The organism is Bacillus sp. JS (assembly GCF_000259365.1).
In the GTDB taxonomy this organism is placed as follows: Bacteria; Bacillota; Bacilli; order Bacillales; family Bacillaceae; genus Bacillus; species Bacillus stercoris.
Window position 1 is genome coordinate 2,626,069 of record NC_017743.1, and the last position, 18,932, is coordinate 2,645,000.

The following is an 18,932-nucleotide window of genomic DNA, read 5'->3' on the forward strand; positions in this document are numbered from 1 at the left end:
TGTTATCCGAATCATTTATATCTTAAAAGACTGCTGCAGTTTCTCTCTTCTTCCTTCACACAGCTTATACTAAGAATCCAGCCCAAAACCCGAGAATCCCGATGATAAAGATGCCGCAAATAATGAGAAGAGGGTTCACTCCTTTGCGCAGCATCCAAGCCACCAATAACGTTAATCCGAGCGGCAGCGCACCCGGCATAATGCTGTCTAACACATTTTGTACCGTTTGAACATCTACTTTGCCGCTTTCATCCTTAATCCTGGATACAACGATTGGAATGTTGATGGTGGTCCATTTGGACACGAGGGCCCCCATAACAAATAACCCGAGAATCGAAGCACCCTCTGTAAGCTTTTGAATGCGATTCCCCGCTAAATCCTGAAGGATCTCCATTCCTTTCACATAGCCATACTTTAATCCGTAATATTTTGTGCTTAATCTTATAGCATTCAGCAAGAAAAAGAATAGCAAAGGGCCGGCAATGTTTCCTCCTAAAGCAAGAGAGGCTCCTAAGGCAGCTAAGACCGGGCGAATCGTTCCCCAGAAAATGGGGTCGCCTACGCCCGCTATTGGTCCCATCAAACCGATTTTCATTCCGCTTATCGCTTTTCCATCAATTCCTTTATTGTTCGCCATTTCTTCTTCCATGGCTGCCGTCACGCCAAATATAGGCGCTGTCAGCCACGGGTGTGTATTAAACCATTCCAAATGGCGCTGCAGGGCTTCGTTTCTTTTCGCTCCGGGAGCGTACAATTTTTTGATCGCCGGTATCATGACATAACAATATCCCATTGCCTGCACACGTTCGAAGTTAAAGGAACCGAGCAAAAAATTTGAACGAATAAACATGCTGAAAATTTCTTTTTTCGTTAATCGTTTTTCTTTCTCCATTTTTTCATCCCCCCTCATTGTTTAGGCATCAAGATCGTCATCATCGTCATCATAAACAGCAACACTGCCACTGTCTGATGCGGCCGCGACTGCTCCGTGAGCGCTTTGTTTTTGTATCACCTGCTGATATAAAAGCGCCAGACAAAGACCAAGGGCTCCGAATCCCACTAAGTTAAAATCGGTAAACGCCGCTAATAAGAAACCGATATAGAAAAATGGCTTTAAATAAGGAATATTCATCATATTGATCACCATGGCATACCCGACAACCACAATAATGCCTCCGCCTATTTGCAGTCCTTTTGTAATGACATCAGGAATATTTCCCAGGAATGCCTGAACAGCGCTGACACTAATTAAAGCAACAATCAATGTAGGAATCATGACGCGCAAAGCTTGAAACACCATCGCGGTAATATGCATAATTTCAATTCCTTTTATATTTCCTTCTTTTGCATATTTGTCAGCGCGGTGAATGAAAAAGACAGTGATCGTCCGAACAAAAATCGTCAGCGCCTGACCCGCAGCTGCCAAAGCAACAGCGACAGCAATCCCTTCGCCAATTCCCTGATCAGCTGTAATAACTAAAATGGTTGAGATGACAGAAGCGATCGCCGTATCAGGCGCCATGGCAAGCCCGACGTTCATCCAGCCGAGCGCCATCAGCTCCAGTGTGCCTCCAAGGATAATCCCCGTTTTTAAATCCCCCAGCACCAGGCCAACTAGCGTACAGGCCACAAGCGGCCGGTGTGTCTGCCCTTCATCCAATACACTTGCGATTCCGGTAATTGCTGCAATGACTAACAACAAAATAATTTGTAATGAAGACATATTCTCATCCCCTTGATTATTTTGTTACGTTCCGTAATATCTGTACAAAATCTTCACTGGCATCTGAAGGCAGCTGCCTTAATTCCAGTTTCACGCCCTTGTCACTTAATGTTTCAAATGCCTTTATATCTTGCTCTGTGACACTGACTGATTTTGTGATTTGCCTGCGTTGATTTTCAAAACGCATTCCCCCGACGTTTACGGTTTTGATCGGTACGCCTGCTTCTATGAGGGATACGATATCGGACGGATTTTCAAACAAGAGCATTGCTGTTACTCCTTCATAGCGCGGACTATGAAAGGCTTTTGCCATTTTAGAAACAGAGACGGCACTCGCCTTAACATTTGAAGGCGCAACAGATAGGATCAGCGTTTTTCTCATTTCATCCTGAGCAATATCATCGGAGACAACGATGATTCGGTCGGCCGCATGTACTTTAATCCACCTTGTCAGGATTTGGCCGTGAATAAAGCGGTCATCAATTCTTGTTAACACAATGTTCATCATAGTTCATCCTCTCTTGTATCTTGATTGGCTGTTTTTACTTTTTCTAAATGTTCACTGCACACCTGAAAGCTTTGCTGACTCATCGCTTTTAAGTTGTTCAGCAAAGCTTTGAGAGCCAGATGTTCTCTCAAGCTTAATACCTCCAGCAAAATCGGCAGGTTTACGCCGGCTGCCATATCCATTCTTTGATCCTCAGCAATGATGGAAGCTGCCGCGTTATATGGCGTCCCTCCAAAAATATCGACTAAAAAAAGCACTTCATGTTCTTCCGGAATGTCCTTGAGCGCCTGATGATATTTTTCCTGCAGCGTTTGAATCCCTTCCCCTTTAAAAAACGGCACTGCAATCAGGTTGTTTTCTTCACCGAATATCATCCCTGAAGACTCTTTTAATGCTATGGGAAAATCTCCATGACCACTGATAATAACTGAAATCATATCTATTGCTCCTTTCCTGTTTTGTACACCCATATATAATGCAAGGATCGTGCCAACACATTTGTGTTAAGCGTTTTCATTGATATTTCAGCCAATCGCAGTTTGTTGTTGAAACACTTAAAACGAAAAAAATAAACCTGTATTAAAATGGTGTTCCATTTAATACAGGTTCATATGAAAAAACTGGTTTTAAAACAGATGGCCATGCACTTCTTCAGCAAATATGGCGGCTATAAATAATTTTTCATCATCACTTATGCGAAGTCCGAGCTTTTCTTCATAAGGGGCTAGTGTCCGCTCTGTGACGTTCACCATTTCCTTCAGCTGATCATTAATTTCTTCTTCCTCCGAGAAAGCGATCGGATTCTGCTTAATTACCCTTTCAAAGGCGAAAGCTGTATGCATAATGACTTTGATCAAAACGGCATTATTGAAAATGACACCCAGCTCATCTTGAACGGTTTGCAGCCACTCTACTAACATTTCGGTTACATGATGGGGATTTAAGAAGACAAGATACTTTTTCAAGCTATCCTCGCAAAGCTCCCTGACAATAATATTTGCTTCATTTAATCCATTGCTCAAGGGAATGCTTCCTTTTGTAATCGCCTGTTGAATCAGCTTCTCTCCCTCCCCTTCAATTAACACTTCTAAGGATACATGCGGAGCATTCATTTTAGGGTCTTTCGTTCCGACTGTGGCAAGGATTTCATACTCTTTTTCGATTTCTTTTATGCTGTTGGCCAGTTTAATCGATGATACGGTCAATATGTGAATCGGGGTATCGGAGGCCTTGTTTACGATCGTGGTTAAAATGTCTTCCAGCTTTTTGGCCGTTCCGCTGCCTGTCGTGCAGATGGATACCAAAGCCTTCTTTTTGCCGGCTGCCGCTGGCTGGCGCTCCCATAACTCGATAAAATCCTTCGTAACCGATTGATAGATCGCATGCAAATTCAAATTCAAATAGTTGACCTTTCTGACAGCATCCAGCACCATTGAGGTTGTAACATTGCTGATCGTTTTGATGGCAATGCCTGTCTTTTCCTCCAGCCTGCTTTCCAGCATCGCAAGCGAGCCCATATCTACCAGCATTAACACACCTTCGCCTTCATCAACCTGTTTCATTTTTTCTGCTACGCATTCAAGAATGTCCGAAGGTGAAACAGAAAGCGGCATATCAACTGCTGCAATCGGCGTGCTCCCTAACAGTTCTGTCGCAACTTCAACCATTGAACTCGCCGTGCTGTTTCCATGAGCAGCAACGATAATACCGACTCTTTTGTTCTCTTTTAACGATTTGATCGAATGAATTAACATCGTTAAGTAGATGACTTCTATTTCAGGAATAGCCACTTTAAAATATTCCTGCATTTTATCTTTAAAAATCATCGCCACCCGATATTCTTTCACGTGCGTATCACGAATTTCATCCGTCTCCTGTGTATTTAAGACATCAATTTGCTTTCCGCGCTTTAAAAATGCGTCAATATGCATACTCAAGAAATAAATAAATTTACGGTCAAATGTGCAATCCAGCTCATGTTCAGCTATTTCTTTTAACTGTTTTGTCATTTGAATCACGTCATCTTCAACGAATGTCAGCAGGCTGTCCTTTTGAAAGGCTTGATGATGAAAAAAACTTCTGACATGCAAATGGACATCAGTCAAGATGTATTGGTTAATATCCTTTTTGGATAAACCTTCTTTCATAAGCGTTTTTACTTTTTCCTCGATCAAATGATATAAGTTAAAGGAGAGGTCTTCGTCAATTTTTGTTGTTTCATCTTCTACAATCGGAGAGATAATCGTTGTAATATTGACGTATTCTGAAATGGCTTTGCTTCTTTGCATGTTTTTGCTGCTGGACATCCATTCTTGCTTGATTTCATCAGGCAGATCCCGAACCGTCAGTTCAATAACCTCATTTCTGTCAAGGTTATGCAAAAAACCGTGTGCGCAAACTAACTGGACATTTGATTTCAGCTGTCCGACATTCCCAAATTTCGCGGAATGAATAAGCGCATTATAGACATCGATGTGCACACTGAGATTCTTCTTAATCCGCTCTGCTTCTTTCCCTAATAAAAACGTTGTCAGATCCACTCTTTCTTTAAGCGATCGTTCTTCAAGCGAAGGAATATGAATGGTCATTGGGATTCTTCGCAAAAATGTTTTCAATAGGGCAGAACTCGGATTTTCTGTAGTCGCACAAATAAACAATACGTTCGATGTTCGTTTATGTTCAGATTCTCCAAGCCTGTTATAAGAACCGCTGTCAATAAAATAAAACAGCATCTCCTGTCCCTCAGGAGGGAGACGGTGGATTTCATCCATAAACAGAATGCCCCCATTGGCCTGTTCGACTAAACCTGCCTTATCCTCGGCGGCACCTGTAAATGAACCTTTTTTGTGTCCGAATAATTGAGAAAGCAATAATTGAGGGTTGTTGTAGTAATCTGCACAGTTAAATGTAATAAATGGTGCGCCGGCCTTCAAAATGTCAGAGTAAATGGCAAACTGGTAAATTCGGTTCGCAAAAAGGGATTTACCGGAACCAGTCGGCCCTAGGAGGAGCATATGCAGACCGTTAGGCGGATAAAAGACAGCTGCTTTTGCCTGGGAGATCGCTTTTTTCAAACTCCCTTTTGCCCCAATCATAAGCTCTAGAGGATTCGTGGAAATGTGTTGATGATTCTGTTTTATATCCCCAGAAAACACCTTAAGGTCTTTCACTTCCATCATCCCTGTATCCCATTTCTTGCTGAATACCTTTTCTGCTATCTCGACTGGGATGTAGCGCACAGGAAACGTTTTAATTTTGATGACCTTTTTGGTCCGGACAAGATTGTTCAGCTCAAAGCTGACATTGGACCGCTCCATTTTCAACTGCTCAGCAATTTCCTTTGCTGAATTCCCTTGTATTTTTAAAAGATGATCTAAGGTTGAATCATGAAAATTATGCATGAGCTGATGGTATATTTTATCTATTCTTTTCACATCTATCATCCTTTGTCCTTATTAGATAAGCCTTTAACAAGAATATTCCGAATTTTACAGTCCGCCTTGAGATGATCTGCTTCGTTCAAAAAGGTCTCTATAGCAGATTGACAAAGCTGATTTTTATGCGTATATGTTTACATTTTGAACCATTTGAATCTCATCTTAGTATGATAGATTCGCAGTTCTTGAGGGCAAGTCCCCTTCAAAAGTAATAATCAGTAAACAGTTTATCATTCTTGAGGAATGTAATGATGTCAAAATCATCAATGACAAAAAATGAACCTTATAGCTCAGGACAAATTTCCTAAATACCCCCGGGAGATTTATTCACAATTAAAAAGGGCGGTCACTCTATGTGTTCGCCACAGTAGCACGATATGCAAAAATTCTTCATTTTTACAATACATCTGGAAAGTTAATGATTCGGTAAACTTATCAGCAATGATGATGTCTTACAGCCATTCACCTAGGATAGAAAAATCTCCGATATCCCCTGCAGGCCACCATTATAGCGGGCATACAATGGTTCAAATCGATGCCTATTAAAAAATAGCCTATCAGATCGTCCAAATGACGTTCCTGTTTATTCTGTTATTCAATAGAACTGCAAGTTTTATTCATAAACTCAAAATAGTTTTAAAATTTAAAAATAAAAGCATCTCCTCTTTTAAATGTTATAATATCCGTTAAAACTTTACTCATCTTTTTATTATTGGAGGAAAATAAAATTGATAGGCAATTCTAGCAAAGACAATTTTGGCCAGCAACAGAAATTGTCTAGAGGCCTTAAAAACAGGCATATACAATTAATGGCGATTGGAGGTGCAATCGGTACAGGTTTATTTTTAGGGTCAGGTAAATCCATCCACTTTGCAGGGCCATCCATTTTATTTGCTTACTTGATCACCGGCGTATTTTGCTTTTTCATTATGCGTTCGCTCGGAGAACTGCTCTTATCAAATGCGGGATATCACTCTTTTGTGGATTTTGTAAGGGACTATTTAGGAAACATGGCAGCATTTATTACTGGGTGGACCTACTGGTTCTGCTGGATTTCCCTCGCGATGGCTGATTTAACGGCGGTCGGCATTTATACGCAATATTGGCTGCCCAATGTGCCTCAATGGCTGCCCGGCCTTCTTGCGCTTATTATCCTGCTGATCATGAATCTTGCCACCGTTAAACTTTTCGGAGAATTAGAATTTTGGTTTGCATTGATCAAAGTCATTGCCATACTGGCTCTGATCGTAACTGGTATTTTCCTGATTGTGAAAGGTTTTTCCGCAGCTTCCGGCCCTGCCAGCCTTACCAACCTTTGGAGCCATGGCGGCATGTTCCCAAATGGATGGCATGGGTTTATCCTATCGTTCCAAATGGTCGTCTTCGCTTTCGTGGGTATTGAACTTGTTGGACTGACAGCTGGTGAAACAGAAAATCCCCAAAAAGTGATCCCTAAAGCCATCAATCAAATCCCTGTCCGGATTTTACTTTTTTATGTAGGCGCACTTTTCGTGATTATGTGTATCTATCCTTGGAATGTGTTGAATCCAAACGAAAGCCCATTTGTTCAGGTCTTCTCTGCTGTGGGCATCGTTGTGGCCGCCAGTTTGATCAATTTTGTTGTATTAACATCAGCCGCATCAGCTGCCAATAGCGCTTTATTCAGCACAAGCCGAATGGTCTATTCACTTGCAAAGGATCATCACGCACCTGGACTATTAAAGAAATTGACTTCTTCTAACGTTCCAAGCAATGCGCTGTTCTTTTCAACCATCGCCATTCTGATTGGCGTTAGTCTGAATTATTTAATGCCTGAGCAAGTCTTTACACTGATTACAAGTGTTTCTACAATATGCTTCATTTTTATTTGGGGCATCACGGTGATTTGCCATTTGAAATATCGAAAAACAAGGCAGCATGAAGCGAAGGCAAACAAATTTAAAATGCCTTTTTATCCATTATCCAACTATTTAACACTTGCATTTCTTGCATTCATTCTTGTCATATTGGCACTGGCGAATGATACACGTGTTGCTTTGTTTGTCACCCCGGTCTGGTTTGTTTTATTGATTATTTTGTATAAGGTGCAGACCCGCAGAGGACATCAGATGAAATAAAAAAAGACAAGGGATACTCACTCCCTTGTCTTTTTTATGGCCAAACACTAAGTTTTAAATTTCATTCACTTCATTTAAGTGTTAACTCAAACCAGTTTTGATGCCGAAACCTACTAATATCATTCCGGTTATTTTTTGAAACACTTTCTGGAACCTCGAGTTTTTCATCCATTTTTTCGCGTAATCAATAATATAAACAAGAAACAGAAACCACAACACCGCTAATAAGGTTAGGATTGAAGCTAAAATGATGAGCTGCTGGTTGATATTTCCGTTTAAATTGATAAATTGGGGCATGATTGTAACATACACCAAAACAGTTTTAGGATTGAGAATGTTACTGAGTGATCCCTGCATAAAGGAAGTTTTATAATAACGTTTCGGAGAACTTGCCATATTTTTTGTTCGGGACTGCATGTCATCTAACGAAAACATACTTTTTGCAAAAAAACTTTTTACGCCTAAATAAATTAAGTACGCCGCTCCCAAATATTTGATCGTTGTGAAAAGGATCACTGACTTTGCAATCACCACCGATAATCCTAAAATGGCAATCACCGTCCAAAAGGATAGTCCAGTTGCCAATCCGAGAATGTTATAACGTCCGGCTTTCGGGCCATATCGAAGCGTATTTTTCATCACAAGCATCGTATCTGCACCCGGCATGATAACCATCATGGCAGCGATCGGTATGTATGCGAGTAAGCTGTGCATTGTTCTCTCCCCCTTTAAAAATCCCCTTAATCATATAGTGACTACAAAAGTAACTACTTATAAAAATTGTATCAATGCGTTTGGAATAAATCAATATGGTTTGTTAAAATAGCGATTACAAAGGCAGTAATTGCTCTTTATATTGGAGGATATATGAAGGAAAATATGTTAGACATTTTGAAAAACCTCAATTTTACAGAATATGAGTCGAAAGCTTATTTGGCGTTATTGCAAGAATCACCTTTAACAGGCTACGCCGTTGCCAAAAAATCCGGAGTGCCCCGTTCTAAAATTTATGAAGTCCTGGAAAGTCTTGTGATCAGAGGAGATGTTTTTGTCAGTCATGGAAATACGCCTCAGTATGTTCCTGTCCCCGCGAAAGAACTGATTAAAAACCGCCGGCTCAAAGCGGAAGAACATTTTGATCAGGCTGAAAAATATTTTGAAAAGTTCGAGCAGACCGCAAATGACCGGGAAAACATCTGGAATATCACCGGCCGCAGTGAAATTCTTGAAAAAGTGAAGGCCTGTATCTTATCCGCCAAAAAAAGAATCCTCTTAGAAATATGGAAAGAGGATTTTGAAGAGATAGAATCAGAGCTCAAACAGGCGGCAGATCAAGGCGTTATTGTCACCATTATTGCTTACGGAGACATCGTATCTGATTTCGCTAATATTTACCTGCATGATATGAGCAGTGAAATTACAGAAGAGTATGACGGACGGTGGCTTGTCTATAGCGGAGATGATTCAGAAGTAGTTGCGGGCATTGTCTCGCTTGGCAACGACAGCCGTGCCGCATGGACGATGCATGTAGGTTTAGTCATGCCTATTACTGAAGTGATCATTCATGATCTGTATCTTATGGAAATTCTGAAAAAGCATAGAGAGCTTTTGGAAGAAAGCTTTGGGAAAAACCTCATCCAATTGCGCCGTAAATTTTCTATCCACTCAGATTTCAAAAAACATTACTTGGAATAGCGTTTGGCATCGTTTACCCCAAAAACAAGGCTTGTACGAAATAAGCCTTGTTTTTTTATGCATAAAAACTTCCCCATGCTGATTTACTTCTTTAAAAAAATGTGATTCTGCGCAAACTATTTTTCAGCCTGCCGCGTCTATCCTAGGTAACAGCCTAAGATATACGTATATTCAAAAAGGAGCCCTTTATTGCAATGAAGAAAAAACAAACAACAAAAGCGTTGCTTGTCACATGCATAACTGATCATAAGCAAGATTTCTACCGGTTGGCTTTCAGTTATGTGAAAAATCAAGATGACGCATTAGATATTGTTCAAGAATCGATAAAAAAAGCGCTGAGCTCAGTTGAAACGATCAGAAACCCCGAGACGATAAAAAGCTGGTTTTATAAAATTTTGGTGCGGACAGCTATTGATTTTTTGCGCAAACAAAAAAAGATAAGAGTGATGGACGACGAAACGATAGAATTTTTAAGCAAGGGAAAAGAAGACCATTACAAGGATACTGATCTCCATGAAGCGCTTGACGAATTGCCTTACCGCTATAAAACCATTATTATTTTACGTTTTTTTGAAGACCTCAAATTAGAAGAAATTGCGGAAATTACAGGAGAAAACACGAATACCGTCAAAACGCGCCTATACAGAGCATTGAAGCTGATGCGCATTCAGTTGACGAAGGAGGATCTTTCTTAATGGATAAGAGATTACAGCAATTAAAAGAAGAATATAAAAATGTTCCGATTCCTAAAGAATTGGATGTCATTGTTGAAAAAGCCCTTCAGCAAGAACCAAAAAAGAAAAGAATCGTCATGTGGCCGACATCAGCAGCAATCGCTGCAGCTATTTTATTCACTGCGCTTGTGAATATCAACCCTGACGCCGCTCACGCTATGTCTAAGATCCCTGTCATCGGCAAAATCGTCAAAGCGATCACCTTTATTGAAATCAAAGAGGAAAAAGACCAATCAAGCATTGATGTCAAAACACCTGCTTTGTCCGGACTTTCTAATAAAGAGCTTGAAAACAGCATTAACGAGAAATACTTGAAAGAAAGCCAGCAGCTGTATAAAGAGTTTATACAATCCACATCCAAAAACAAAAAAGGGCATCTCAGCATCTACAGTGATTACGAGACGGTCACAGACACGCCAGATTTGCTCTCGATCCGGCGCAATATTGAAACAACACAAGCATCTTCCTACACACAAAGCCGTTATATTACGATTGACAAAAAGAATGATATTTTACTTACATTAAAAAGCTTATTCAAAGATGAGCGCTATATCAAAGTCATCAGTCAAAACATCAAAGAGCAAATGAAACAGCAAATGAAGGAAGATCCTAATAAAATATATTGGCTCACTGATGAAGATGCTGAACCGTTCAAAACGATTCTTCCTGATCAAACGTTTTACATTACTGAGGACCATAAACTTATGATCTCATTTGACGAATATGAAGTCGCCCCCGGCTATATGGGCGTTACCGAGTTTAAAATTCCAACCAGCGTCATTTCAAACTTGCTCGTGGGAGAACGTTATATTCGATAAAATAAAAAAACATCCATTTTAGATTATGGATGTTTTCTCTCTTTTCTATTTGAGGTCGTAACCTCGCTATCAAAAACAAACGAGAATATTTGCATACTATTGGAGGAATACCCATGTATCACAAGACACAGCATCATCGATACATCCCTGGACTTGATGGCCTTCGGGCTTTTGCCGTCCTGTCCGTTATCGCTTATCACCTAAATTTCAATTGGGCTAACGGAGGCTTTATCGGAGTTGATATCTTTTTTGTTTTATCCGGATATTTGATTACCTCCATTCTATTGCCGGCATATGGAAATGATATTAATCTTGATTTTCGGGACTTTTGGGTGCGCCGCATTCGGCGGCTTTTGCCAGCGGCTTACCTTATGATCTTTTCCACTGTTGTTTGGGTCGTATTGTTTGACCGGGAACTATTGCACACCGTACGCGGGGATGCGATCTCTTCTCTCTTTTATATGAGCAATTGGTGGTTTATTTTTCACAAGCTATCATATTTTGATAGTTTCGGTTCCCCATCACCTCTAAAAAACCTTTGGTCGCTGGCGATTGAAGAACAATTTTATATCATATGGCCAATGTTTTTCGTTTTTGGAATGTACATATTGAAAAGCCGTGCCAGATTGGCTGCGGTAATATCGTTGCTTGCGCTTTGTTCAGCCATGATGATGAGCATACTGTATGAACCTGGCGGAGATCCGAGCCGCGTCTACTATGGCACAGACACTCGTTCGTTTGACCTTCTCATCGGATGCGCCTTGGCTTTGGTATGGCCGATGAAAAGGCTGTCTTCCAACAGGCTGCCAAGCAAACTGAAGCACACTTTGCACGCGACTGAATTTTCGGCATTTTGTATTTTAGTGTTATGTGTCTATTTCACAGATGAATACGAACCTTTTCTTTACAGAGGCGGAATGCTATTCATTAGCATCACTGCCGCAATCCTTATCGCATGTGTTTGCCATCCGAGCAGCTTTTTAGGCAAGCTCCTTTCATGGAGGCTGCTTCGGTGGCTTGGAACAAGGTCTTACGGTATTTATCTTTGGCACTACCCTGTTATTGTGTTGAGCACACCAGTTCAAGAAATCGGAAACCCTGTGTTTTGGCATATCGTGCTGAAGATTATTGTGACATGTATACTTGCCGAGCTTTCCTATCATTTTATTGAGAAGCCGATACGGACACAGGGATTTAGAACATTTTTCAGCGGTATTTTGATACATAGAATCAAGGAATGGAAAACGACATCTGTTATTAGCAAAATGTCAATTGGTTTCGTCATTTTCGCTATACTTATTTTTGCAGGAGGGCTGTCTGGGCTAGCCGGAGAGCAAAAGCACCCTACCAAATGGACCTATAGCTCACAAGAAACAAATGCTGACACCAGCCAAGCTTCTGGGGATGAAAAGGATGCTGCAGCAGATAAAAAACACAATCCTGAACAAAAAACACCAGGCTCCAAGCAAGGACAAAAGGAAAATAAAAATAATGGGCAAGAGACTCATAAAAAGAAAGACACGCAATCTCAACAGTCGAAAGAACTCGCAGACACTGCGAAAGAAGTGTTAGCTATAGGCGATTCCGTCATGCTTGATATTTCTTCACACCTGCATCAGTCACTTTCAAATGTGACGATTGATGGAAAGGTGGGAAGACAAATGTCTCAAGCTTTGGAACTCGCAAAGGAATACAAGTCTTTTAATCAGCCCAACAAGACTGTCATCATTGAGCTTGGAACCAATGGCTACTTTACAAACAGCCAAATCGAACAACTGCTTCAATCTTTCTCAAAAGCCCATATCTATCTTGTCAATACACGTGTTCCCCGCCAATGGGAAAGCAAGGTTAATGAATCTTTACAGCACCAGGCAAGCGCACATCAAAATGTTACGTTAGTTGACTGGCATACAGAAGCCCTTCAGCATCCGGAATATTTTACCCCTGATGGTGTTCACTTGGTTCCTAAAGGGGCAAAAGCTTTGACTGCTCTTATTGTTCAGGCGATGAAATCGTAAAAAAGAGATCCTATACGAATCACTTTTTTACTTTAGTTTCTGATCGTTGATTATGTCTCCTTTCAGCAAGGCAGCCCTTATGTTTACATGCCGTTTACGTAAGGGTAAGCCAAAATTGAATGGAGGGATGATAATGAAAGGAAATGAAGAATATGACATCCAAAAAGAGCTGAAACGATATGAGCTTTTTTTCAAAAAACGATATAAGATTCTTTATACAGTAAACGATTTTATCATCGGTGCTTTGTTTCTCGTTGGAAGCTTTTTCTTTTTCTATGACCGTTTAAAGTCTGCAGGGATATGGCTGTTTGCGGTCGGAAGCTTGCTGCTGTTAATCAGGCCGACCATTCGGCTGATTCATGACCTTCATTACCGTAAACATGTGGAACGGCAATTCAAGCATCAATCTTCAACAGATGACCGATCTTAAGGAATAAGAAAGAACAAAATGCCAAAAGCCTGAGTCGAAAATCAAAAACAAGACTTTTAGACTATTTATTTTTAAAAATAAGGTAAAAAGAACTAAACTTTTGTCTCTATATGACGATATGAATAATAAGGCCGGCGCGATACTCCCTATAACATCCTTTTCAGTAGATTTCATTATCGTGCCGGTTTTCTCACATGCAAAGCAATCCCGCCAATCAGATTGGCGGGATTTTATTTTTTATTAATTTCCTGTCCAAACGTCTTTTACATAACGTTTTTGGTCTTGCAGCTTTTGCAGCCAATCGGCGGATTCTTCCTGACTTGCCCCTTTTTCAATTTCATATGCCCATCGCAAAGTTTTCTCTACGTCAGGAGCCATTTGCGATCCATCACCGCATACGTAAATATGGGCTCCTTTTTCAATGAGTGTCATCAATTTCTGTGAATCTTGCTTGAGCAAGTGCTGGACATATCCTTTTGATTCGTTTTCGACGCGTGAGTAGCATCGGCGGATTGTGACCAAACCTTCCTGTTCCGCTTGATCCAGCTCTTCTCTGTAAAGATCGTCATGATCCGGGCGCCGGCAGCCGAAGTATAAAAGTGCTTCACCAAGCGTGCTTCCTTCCTTATTCAAAACAGATCTTGCCTGAATAAAGCCCCTGAATGGCGCAATTCCTGTACCCGGACCAACCATAATCATAGGCGTGTCAGGGTCATCCGGCATCTGGAATCCGGACTGCGGCGTACGAATGAAGCAGGCTGCTGCATCACCTGTATTCAATTCTGCTAAATAAGTAGAGGCGACACCCCGGTATTCACCTCGGCCGCTCCAGGCTGAGGCTTTCACAACTCCTACCGTCATGCTCACGATATTTGCATGGGCTTTCGGTGAACTTGAAATGGAATAGTATCTCGGTTTTAGTGATGGCAAAAGTGCTAAAAACCGTTCAAACGGCATTTCGCAGGCAGGATAATCTTCTAAAAGATCAAGCATGGTAAGACGTTTTGCAAGCACCTGCTCTTTGTAAGTGCCATCATCTGAAACGAGCTGTTCCAGCTCTTTTTGATGCGGCGGGCAGACTGTATAAGAAGCCAGCTCGCGAAGCTGAAGCCTTGAAGCCGGTTCCTGCAGCTCTACATAGGACGACAGTAAATCCGCTACTTTAATCGGCCGGTCCATCGGCAGGTGAGCCATATGAGCACTTCCGCTTATTTGTATTACATGATTGGACTGCAAACCGAATCGGCTGAGAACCCGCTGAACAAGCTCTCTGCTGTTCTTCGGAAGGATTCCGATATGATCGCCTTCTTTATATGTTTTCCCCTCCGGAATTTCCAATTCAATATGGCGGGTCGAACGCGTACTGTCAGCTGACTGGAGCTCTCGATTCTCTAATACAATCCCTTCAAACGCGCCATATGCTTTGGCAACCGGCGTTTCCGTCGCTTCACTGAGAAAAGTAATCGACAATGAAGGCCTGTCTTCTTTCTGGGCGATTTCGTTAATATCAAATGCGTCCAGCGTTTCCTTCCAGAAGCGGTTTTCCCAAGACTCGCGATGGCTTTCAAAATCATCGGCCGCATCACCTTCCCCAATCGCTGTTAAACGCGTTGCCCCCTTTGCTTTCATCATGTCATCAATCAGGCGGGGAATCCGCTGATACGTGCTGGCCCAGCTCCGGTTTCCGCAGCCGAAAACCGCATAGGAAACGCCTTTCAATCGGCCTTCCTCAAGCTCTTTCAGCCACTCTACAAAGCCGGCAGCATTATCAGGCGGCGCCCCATTATAAGAAGCCGTAACAATGACGACTGCCCCTTCTTCAGGAAGCTTGCCGATGTAATCATCAAGCGGAGCCGTTTCAGCTGTAAAGCCCATCTGGCGGCCTTGAGCGGCCAGTTCACCGGCTATTCCCTCAGCTGTCCCAAGGTTTGAACCGTAAAGAACGAGTAAAGGTGTGCCGTGTTTAGGTTGGGTTTCTTTTGGCTTAGTTTCTGTTTTGATGTCTGCCTGTTCTCTTCGCTGTACATTGATTGCCGCTGTTTTCCGCGGTTTCACAGTAATTTTAAAATCATCCGGCTTGATTGTTAATGCTTCTTTGATTTTTAGTTTATAGCCAGTATGGTTGAGCATATCAAAATGCTTTAATACAAGACCAAGAACCATTGTCGCTTCTTGAAGAGCAAACTGCATGCCGATACAAGCGCGCTGCCCGTTTCCAAACGGCTTATACGCATGATGAGGGATACTTGAAGGATCTTCAAACCGTTCCGGACGGAAATCTTCCGCATCCGCTCCCCAAGCGTTTTGGTCCCGATGCAGCTTCGGAATTAAAATGGTGACAGGCTGCCCTTTGCTGATCGGATATTCCCCGCCTAGAACAGTGTCCTCCTTCGCATATAGAGAAAAAGCCGGAGCTGTTGGATACAGTCTCAGGGTTTCGTTTAACACCATCCGAATGTATTTGAGCTGCTGGATTTGTTTATATTCAGGCGTGTCATCCGTTAGCACGCGATCCGCTTCCTCCTGAGCTTTTTTCAGTTTTTCCGGATGTGTAAGCAGACAATAAATCGCAAAGGAAAGCAAACCGCTTGTTGTCTCATGTCCAGCTATTAAAAATGTGATGATTTGATACCTTATGTTTTCGTCATCCAGCGTTTCACCCGTTACTGGATCTTTGGCATAAAGCATGAGAGACAAGAGATCCTTAATGTTTTCATCCGGATTCGCCTTTCGCTCCGCTATCATTCTATCGACAAGGGAGTTCATGACTTCTATATCTTTTTGGAACTGCAGTTTCGTTTTCACCATCATTTTATCTTGCAGGCCCAGTCTTTTTGATTGATTCATCGCCTCTTTTAAGGCACGGAGCATGCTGGTGATAAACGGATGCTGCGAATCACGGTAAAAGCTGTTGAACCGATAGTTAAACCCGCATAACCCAATCGTATCAAGCGTCAGACGCGTCATATCGTCCGCTACGTCAATTTCTTCATTGGGGTTAAGGCGGCTCCATTTTTGTATAAGCTGGGTTGCGATATCCAGCATCATAGAATGATAGCCTTTCATCGCTTTTTGGCTAAAACTCGGCAGCAAAATGCGGTGGGCTTTTTGCCAGTTCGGTTCGTGCGTCCAGCTTGTAAATAAGCCATCTCCGCCGAACTCGCGCACCTTTAGCAAACCTTTGCCAAGGTTCTTGTCAAAGCGGCTTTCATCACACACTTCAGTCACAAGATTGTGGCCTGAGACAAAAACACTGGATACTCCCGGAAAATCAAAACGGAAAATCGGCCCCAATTCATCAGCTAACCGCCATAAAGATTGAGAAAGCTGTTCTTTTTCCAGATGCGGAAGATTTTTTAAAGGTCCGTATGTTTTGGGCTGAGGTATTGCGCTTGCCTGTTTCATTGACATCTCCCTTTCCTATTTTTGTGATGATTGAAGCTTAATGGCATCCCAGCAGCACTGTTCCAATTCAGTAATTAAACCAGTGTCCATCTCTATATCACCTGTTTGGACGAGCTGATATAACTTGAGAAACGCCCCTAATACAATCGCAATTAACACATTAGAGGGCAGGCTGCGAATCACGCCTTCCGCTTTTCCCTTATTAAAATAGTCATCAAGCATTTGAGTCAGATTTTCTATCATTTTTTTGCTTGTATGATTTAAGTAATGAGCGTCTTTTTTGGTTTCAAGAAAAAAAAGCGCATAGTCGCTCTCTTTCGTAAACTGAACGAGACAGCTAAATACGTGATGGAAGCCTTCTCTGACAGGCAGTTCCGAAATGTCTCCCTTCAGCTTTTCTGTAAATCGCTGAATGCTTTCTTGAAACAGTACGTTGACGAGTGTTTCTTTGCTGTCAAAATAACGATAGATCGTCCCTGTCCCCACATGAGCACGTTCAGCTATCATAGGAATAGTGGTAGCGTCAAAACCCCTTTCTGTAAAAAGCGAGACCGACGCTTTCATAATCATGTCGTATTTACTGCTGGATTCGGATAACATGTAATGCAACCTCCGATTCGTTTGCGGAATGAATATTCATTCCTTTTGTTCATAAATAATATCTGCCCTATCTGATATCACCTCTTTGTTCTTTCTTCTGTTATAAGTTTATATGAAAAAAACTTTTTTTAATATAAAGTATATGCAAAAAATAAAAAATTAAGAAAATATACCCAATCCCTAATGTAAGGACCTTGGATATATTTCCCGAGAAATTTTTTATTTAACAGCCACAATACATAGACAGGAATCACGCCTGATGACAGAAAGTTCCCTGAAATGCTGGTCTTTCAACAGTTGAATATACGTTTTTTCTTTTTCACCGGTATTTGCATCAATACTGATGTAACACCGGCCGTCAATTTGAAGCACCCTGTAAATTTCTCTTAATGCAAGCCTAATATCGGTGCAGCTCTGAACCGTATGTAAAGAAAACACTTTATTAAAGATACGGTCATCAAAGGGAAGGTTCTCTGGAAAGCCATGAAAAACCTCCCCTTTCCCCATGTTTTTTCGATTCGCACGGGATATCTGCCTTACCTTTCGCTTTGAAGGATCAATGCTTTTTAAGCTCCCCTTGTCTAGTTTCTTGGCTATGCTTTTAAAAACAGTGCCATTTCCGATTCCAATTTCTAAAATTCTGTCATTTCCTTGTATATCTATAGAGTCAATCATCATATGCTCAATGGTTTTAATTTGCTTATATTTCCGAGAAAATAATTTCCAAAGATTCGATCGTTTATAGAGTCTATTTTCTAGCATTTTAAACACCTGCTTTTGGTTTCCTATGTTTATTTATTATATTCGAAAAATAAACATCATCTTCTTTTCTAAAAGGGAAGGAAGGTACCAACTAGACGGCAATGTGTCTAAAAACGTTTCGATAGAACTAAACTTTTTCATTTTTCCCGCAAAAAAAGCAGAAAACAAAATGTTTTCTGCCCTCTTTCTAATGCCAATGATAAGGGAATACATACAGCCTTTGCTGCTGCATTGCCATCAGCCTCTGCTGTCGGAACGGATTTCCATAGCCATGTTTGAAGGAATGCGGCATGGACGCATAACCATGGCCAATCGACGGCAGCCTTTTTTGATCATCGTTCATGATGCCATCACCTGCCTCACAATAACGTTGATTTACTATATGCAGGCGCGCATTTTCTTGACAGCTGTTTCGCTAAACTTGGTCCTTCTCCATTGTATAATGCATCAATAATTCCATTCTAAGCATATGCCATTCCCCCTTCAGTTTTTTTATTGCTTTTAGCGCCAGTTTGTTAAATAAAGATGCTTTAACTGAGACTCCTTCATTTCATCATAAATCTGCTCAATCTGCTGTTCTCGTTCGAATTCTTCCAGGCTCTTAAACCGTTTTTTTATCGTTAACGTTAAAAAGAATAGGTTAATCGTCATATGCTCACCCCCTTTCAAAGTCCGCACCAAGCGA

17 protein-coding genes and 1 pseudogene are annotated in these 18,932 nt (G+C 41.4%); 7 read left to right on the plus strand and 11 right to left on the minus strand.

Annotation, left to right across the window (positions count from 1 at the left end; all coding sequences use genetic code 11):
* Positions 1 to 64: 64 nt before the first annotated feature.
* The 5 genes from levG to levR all read right to left on the minus strand — a co-directional run bounded on the left by levG (position 65) and on the right by levR (position 5,665).
* Positions 65 to 892: a PTS fructose transporter subunit IID gene (levG, locus tag MY9_RS13365; protein WP_014664763.1), complete on the minus strand. Its 828-nt coding sequence runs from the start codon at positions 890 to 892 to the stop codon at positions 65 to 67.
* Between the two features lie 21 nt (positions 893 to 913).
* The gene (gene levF, locus MY9_RS13370; RefSeq protein WP_014664764.1) at positions 914 to 1,723 is read right to left on the minus strand and encodes a PTS fructose transporter subunit IIC; all 810 of its coding nucleotides are present in this window, start codon (positions 1,721 to 1,723) and stop codon (positions 914 to 916) included.
* A gap of 16 nt (positions 1,724 to 1,739) precedes the next feature.
* Positions 1,740 to 2,228, minus strand: a complete 489-nt coding sequence (levE, locus tag MY9_RS13375) for a PTS fructose transporter subunit IIB (RefSeq protein ID WP_040082340.1) — start codon at positions 2,226 to 2,228, stop codon at positions 1,740 to 1,742.
* Entirely contained in the window at positions 2,228 to 2,668 is a 441-nt protein-coding gene (levD, locus tag MY9_RS13380) for a PTS fructose transporter subunit IIA (RefSeq protein WP_014664766.1), read from the minus strand. Before levD ends, levE begins: the two co-directional genes overlap by 1 nt.
* Positions 2,669 to 2,857: 189 nt before the next feature.
* Positions 2,858 to 5,665, minus strand: coding sequence for a transcriptional regulator LevR (gene levR / locus MY9_RS13385; RefSeq protein WP_014664767.1), 2,808 nt, complete (start codon positions 5,663 to 5,665; stop codon positions 2,858 to 2,860).
* A gap of 624 nt (positions 5,666 to 6,289) precedes the next feature.
* On the opposite strand from levR, the pseudogene MY9_RS21950 reads away from it, so the two are divergent.
* Together MY9_RS21950 and MY9_RS13390 are read left to right on the plus strand one after the other, a co-directional pair.
* Positions 6,290 to 6,358 (plus strand): annotated as a pseudogene (locus tag MY9_RS21950) (hypothetical protein); the annotation flags it as partial.
* 38 nt (positions 6,359 to 6,396) lie between these two features.
* On the plus strand, positions 6,397 to 7,785 hold the full coding sequence (locus MY9_RS13390) for an amino acid permease (RefSeq protein ID WP_014664768.1): 1,389 nt from the start codon (positions 6,397 to 6,399) through the stop codon (positions 7,783 to 7,785).
* An 81-nt stretch (positions 7,786 to 7,866) separates the two neighbouring features.
* Here MY9_RS13390 and MY9_RS13395 read toward each other — a convergent pair whose 3' ends face one another.
* Entirely contained in the window at positions 7,867 to 8,499 is a 633-nt protein-coding gene (locus MY9_RS13395) for a LysE family transporter (protein WP_014664769.1), read from the minus strand.
* Positions 8,500 to 8,652: 153 nt separating this feature from the next.
* On the opposite strand from MY9_RS13395, the gene MY9_RS13400 reads away from it, so the two are divergent.
* The 5 genes from MY9_RS13400 (at position 8,653) to MY9_RS13420 (ending at position 13,480) form a co-directional block, all read left to right on the plus strand.
* Positions 8,653 to 9,480, plus strand: a complete 828-nt coding sequence (locus tag MY9_RS13400) for a TrmB family transcriptional regulator (protein WP_014664770.1) — start codon at positions 8,653 to 8,655, stop codon at positions 9,478 to 9,480.
* Between the two features lie 194 nt (positions 9,481 to 9,674).
* Positions 9,675 to 10,175 carry an RNA polymerase sigma factor SigV gene (sigV, locus tag MY9_RS13405; RefSeq protein WP_014664771.1) on the plus strand — a complete coding sequence of 167 codons (501 nt, stop codon included), beginning with the start codon at positions 9,675 to 9,677 and terminating at the stop codon, positions 10,173 to 10,175.
* On the plus strand, positions 10,175 to 11,032 hold the full coding sequence (rsiV, locus tag MY9_RS13410) for an anti-sigma-V factor RsiV (RefSeq protein ID WP_014664772.1): 858 nt from the start codon (positions 10,175 to 10,177) through the stop codon (positions 11,030 to 11,032). The genes sigV and rsiV overlap by 1 nt, the downstream gene beginning before the upstream one ends.
* Positions 11,033 to 11,145: 113 nt before the next feature.
* Positions 11,146 to 13,050 carry a peptidoglycan O-acetyltransferase OatA gene (gene oatA, locus MY9_RS13415; protein WP_014664773.1) on the plus strand — a complete coding sequence of 635 codons (1,905 nt, stop codon included), beginning with the start codon at positions 11,146 to 11,148 and terminating at the stop codon, positions 13,048 to 13,050.
* Between the two features lie 133 nt (positions 13,051 to 13,183).
* Positions 13,184 to 13,480 carry a YrhK family protein gene (locus tag MY9_RS13420; protein ID WP_014664774.1) on the plus strand — a complete coding sequence of 99 codons (297 nt, stop codon included), beginning with the start codon at positions 13,184 to 13,186 and terminating at the stop codon, positions 13,478 to 13,480.
* Positions 13,481 to 13,720: 240 nt separating this feature from the next.
* On the opposite strand, the gene cypB is transcribed toward MY9_RS13420, so the two are convergent.
* From cypB to MY9_RS13445, 5 genes are all read right to left on the minus strand, one after another.
* A complete protein-coding gene (gene cypB, locus MY9_RS13425; protein WP_014664775.1) occupies positions 13,721 to 16,885 on the minus strand; it encodes a bifunctional cytochrome P450/NADPH--P450 reductase CypB in 3,165 nt (1,054 codons plus the stop codon).
* A 15-nt stretch (positions 16,886 to 16,900) separates the two neighbouring features.
* Complete coding sequence (gene fatR, locus MY9_RS13430; protein WP_014664776.1) at positions 16,901 to 17,485, minus strand: transcriptional regulator FatR; 585 nt, start codon at positions 17,483 to 17,485, stop codon at positions 16,901 to 16,903.
* Positions 17,486 to 17,704: 219 nt separating this feature from the next.
* Positions 17,705 to 18,247 (minus strand): class I SAM-dependent methyltransferase, encoded by a 543-nt coding sequence (locus MY9_RS13435; protein ID WP_014664777.1) that lies wholly within the window; start codon positions 18,245 to 18,247, stop codon positions 17,705 to 17,707.
* Between the two features lie 187 nt (positions 18,248 to 18,434).
* The gene (locus tag MY9_RS21620) at positions 18,435 to 18,593 is read right to left on the minus strand and encodes a hypothetical protein (protein ID WP_134975278.1); all 159 of its coding nucleotides are present in this window, start codon (positions 18,591 to 18,593) and stop codon (positions 18,435 to 18,437) included.
* Between the two features lie 155 nt (positions 18,594 to 18,748).
* Positions 18,749 to 18,898, minus strand: a complete 150-nt coding sequence (locus MY9_RS13445) for a YrzI family small protein (RefSeq protein WP_004399102.1) — start codon at positions 18,896 to 18,898, stop codon at positions 18,749 to 18,751.
* Positions 18,899 to 18,932: the final 34 nt, after the last annotated feature.